The sequence below is a fragment of the Solemya pervernicosa gill symbiont genome (assembly GCF_002020875.1).
Taxonomy (GTDB): Bacteria; Pseudomonadota; Gammaproteobacteria.
In genome coordinates this window covers 1-3,403 of the sequence record NZ_MPRL01000122.1, presented here as the reverse complement: position 1 = coordinate 3,403, position 3,403 = coordinate 1, and the positions used below count along the sequence as shown (strand labels likewise).

Here is a 3,403-nt window from a genome sequence, read left to right as displayed (position 1 = left end):
TCTTCGTCGTTCGCTCTCGCTCTCAACTACGAATAGGCAGACGGCGTCGACTATCGCGGACTAACCGCCTTCGCTTCGCTATCCATGGCGGTCAGCGATCGCATTCTGCCTGGCGATCTGAATGTCGTAACTCAGCAGCAGCAGTGTGCCGAGCATTAGAAGCAGCGTGACCGAGGCGGTAACTACCGCCAGGGTGGCACTATCCAGCCCGGTCGGATCTGCGAGACAGATGGCATTAGGATCGAAGTAGGCGGCGCCCATCGCCACGTAGTGCATGCCCGAGATCGCCACTCCCATCACTACCGAGCTGAGCAGCTTCTTGGCCGAGAACATCATCACCGGCCCATCGTCACTATTGTGGAAGGCAAGCTTGAGCGCGTAGAGCGAGGCGGCGAAGGCTATCAGGAACGAGAGCGCCACCATCATCGGTTCATACTGAATCGGCGGTGACATCTTCAATGCCGCCATACCGGTGTAGTGCATCGCCGCAATGCCACTACCCATCAACAGACCGCTGGCAATGAGCGTTCTAAGCCGGTGAATGCCGTTACGGATCAGTGCCAGCGCAAACAGCGAAGCGACAATCGCCATCACAATCGAGGCGAAGGTAATCGGGATATCGTAGGCGAGTGGAATCGACAGGTGGAAGGCGAGCATACCGACAAAGTGCATCGACCAGATGCCGACACCCATCGCAACGGCACCGCCCATGAGCCAGTACCACCCCTTGCGCCCCTGTACATGCGGGACTTTGGCGGCAAGACTCAGCGCGGTAAAACCCGCCAGGATTGCCAAAACAACAGAGAGGGTGACTAGCCAGTAGTCGTAGTAGTAGTTCATTGCGTGGAGTGGGTCCGCAGCAGGTTCAACGTTCACCTACTGGCACATAAAATTACTATGCAGCAAGTCGTGACTGAGACCAATCCGTGTCATAACTAATTCTATGGATTCTAATATGGATAGCCCCCGCCATACACCCGCAGAAACAAAGGGTATTAGCTAGACTCATTACAATATTGCCTGCAGACGACGGCACTGCCGGTGAGCACCGTCGTCTGACGCTTGAAAAACGGTTAGAGCAGATAGTGATGCCGCTAATCGATAACTTCGTAAATCGCGTCGATCTGTCGCTCCGCCTCGTGCCAGTCCTGATGCACATTACCGCCATCAAAACCGCGCTCTTCGGCAATGTAGTAGGCCGCCTCGGCGATCATGTGACGCCTGACACCGGCACTGATGCCGATCTTCTTGTTAACGACGCCCTTCTTCGCTGCAGCACGTTTTTTCGCTGCGGCCTTCTTCACCACCTTTTTCTTGGCGACGACCTTCTTTTTTGCAGCCGCCTTCTTCTTCGGAGCAGCCCTCTTTTTAGCCGCCACTTTTTTCTCTGCCATCTTTAATCTCCCTTCTATCTCTTCTGTTTACGAATTTGGTACCAGCACACCGGCATTGAAAACCGGAGTATTCGTCCATTCAGTGATTGAACAATGACGAGGTTGCGGCAATATGGGCTGTACTATAGTAGAAATTGAGCGTTATGAGGGGCAGAAAGGTGCACTACGATGATTTATCTGGAGAGCGGTAGTGGCAATCCGACCTGGACTGGCCTGCGCCTACCCAACGCTCTGTACCGCCATCGGTGTAATCCTGTTATTGCTGGTGATCTGGGCGGTAGCCGCCTTCATCAAACAGGTCTGGCTGCACCGAAACGATAAGTAACGATAAGCGCCTTCAGATCGGCTCCTCCACCTCATCAACGCCACCTGCAGGTAGCTCCTGCCCGGTACGTTTGTCCTCATACATCCGCTTGTCGCTGAGGTTAAGCAGTACCGGTCCACTCATCCCATCGTCTGGATAGAGAGCAATGCCGATACTGACATCCAGCATCATCGACTCCTCGTAGACGGTAAAGGATGTATTAAACAGCGCCTTGATCTTGCCCGCCAACCGTTCTACATCGCGACGATGCTTCACCTCACTCATCAGCACCACAAACTCATCACCGTGAAGCCGGGCCAGGGTATCGTGGCTACGCACAATCACCGCAATCCGCTCCACCACCCGCTTGAGTAGCAGATCACCCACCTTGTGACCGTGATTGTCATTAACTGCCTTGAAACGGTCGAGATCCATGTAGAGCAGGGCCACGCGAAGATTGCTGCGCCTGGCATGGCGAATCGCCTGTTCAACCCGGTCCATCAGCAGATTCTTGTTGGGCAGACCGGTAAGCGCATCGAAGTTGGCCATATTGAACAGCGTCTCATGAGCCGTCAGCTGCTCGACACGTTTGCGATAGAGGATGATTGAGAACCAGCTTGCGAGCAGAAAGGTGACGATTACCATGATCGAGAAGATACCGATCTCCATCATGTCGACATCACGCCAGCAAACCTCATAGTGGATCTTGAGTAGAAAGGGCTGAGAGCCGCTGTTCACCTGTAGGCTCTTCTCAAATGTTGGGAATAGCCAGCTGAGCCAGAACTCATCGTGATTCTCATACTGGGCCGAGGTGAGTAACTGATCCTGTTCAGGCAGCACTCCCCGATACCAGACCGATGCCTTTAACCCTTCACGCTGTTGCACCCAGTGCGGTAACAGCGTCTTTGTCTCGACCACCATCAAGGCGTAGTAGGGCTCACTCAGCACATCCGTTGCCTGTTCAATCTGATGCTGTGAGACGACCGGCTGAAACATCAGATATGAACGACCGCCCTCCATCATATCGAAGGGACGCGAGGCCATCTGCCGTCCCGCCCGCATTGAGCGTTTTACCGTCTCATCGAGCGTAGCCGAGGTGGTGGCCAGATCGAGTCCCAGCACGTCCATCGCCTCGGGTAACTCAGGCTCGATAAAGACCACAGGATAGGTAGTCACACCCTCAGCAACGGGGTGTCTCTTTCGGTCAGACTCATAACCGAAGGTATGGATCTCAAAATCGGCATAACCCGCCGTGCGCATGCGCCGTACCAGTCCTGTTCGCTCTGCAGGCGTGACACGCTGACTCAACTCCATCATGTAGATATAGGGGAACTGCTTCCTGATCAGTTGTGCGTATCGACGGACGTTGTCTAAATTGACCTGGGGTGTCGCTGCGATATAGCTGGCAAACCCCTCCAGGGAGGCCTCGTAGATACGGGTTCGATCATTGACGTGCATGAGGACACTGCTCGAAAGCTGGTCGAAATCCTCGCGGATATCACTAATCTCAAACTTCACCAGCAGTGAGAATGAGAGCAACAGCACCGTTACCCAGACCGTGAGCAGAAAAATTCGATAGAAGAGTAGTCGCTCTCCAGTAGCGATACGACCGCTGACCGCTATGGATAGCGAAGCGAAGGCGGTTAGTCCGCGATAGTCGACGCCGTCTGCCTATTCGTAGTTGAGAGCGCGAGCGAACGACGAA

At 54.2% G+C, this 3,403-nt stretch carries 4 protein-coding genes; 1 reads left to right on the top strand and 3 read right to left on the bottom strand.

Translation table 11 applies throughout. The features are described from left to right. Positions 1-78: 78 nt before the first annotated feature. Together BOW52_RS16430 and BOW52_RS16425 are read right to left on the bottom strand one after the other, a co-directional pair. Positions 79-876, bottom strand: a complete 798-nt coding sequence (locus tag BOW52_RS16430; protein WP_135622596.1) for an MHYT domain-containing protein — start codon at positions 874-876, stop codon at positions 79-81. A 218-nt stretch (positions 877-1,094) separates the two neighbouring features. After that, a complete protein-coding gene (locus BOW52_RS16425) occupies positions 1,095-1,394 on the bottom strand; it encodes a DUF2934 domain-containing protein (protein ID WP_078485166.1) in 300 nt (99 codons plus the stop codon). A 190-nt stretch (positions 1,395-1,584) separates the two neighbouring features. On the opposite strand from BOW52_RS16425, the gene BOW52_RS17830 reads away from it, so the two are divergent. After that, the gene (locus tag BOW52_RS17830; protein WP_269087675.1) at positions 1,585-1,719 is read left to right on the top strand and encodes a hypothetical protein; all 135 of its coding nucleotides are present in this window, start codon (positions 1,585-1,587) and stop codon (positions 1,717-1,719) included. A 12-nt stretch (positions 1,720-1,731) separates the two neighbouring features. Here BOW52_RS17830 and BOW52_RS16420 read toward each other — a convergent pair whose 3' ends face one another. Beyond that, the gene (locus BOW52_RS16420) at positions 1,732-3,216 is read right to left on the bottom strand and encodes a sensor domain-containing diguanylate cyclase (RefSeq protein ID WP_172840402.1); all 1,485 of its coding nucleotides are present in this window, start codon (positions 3,214-3,216) and stop codon (positions 1,732-1,734) included. Between the last annotated feature and the right edge of the window lie 187 nt (positions 3,217-3,403).

Bases quoted from the DNA above. Each gene is read 5' to 3' on its own strand.
- BOW52_RS16425 (WP_078485166.1), bottom strand. From the start codon at position 1,394: ATGGCAGAGAAAAAAGTGGCGGCTAAAAAGAGGGCTGCTCCGAAGAAG.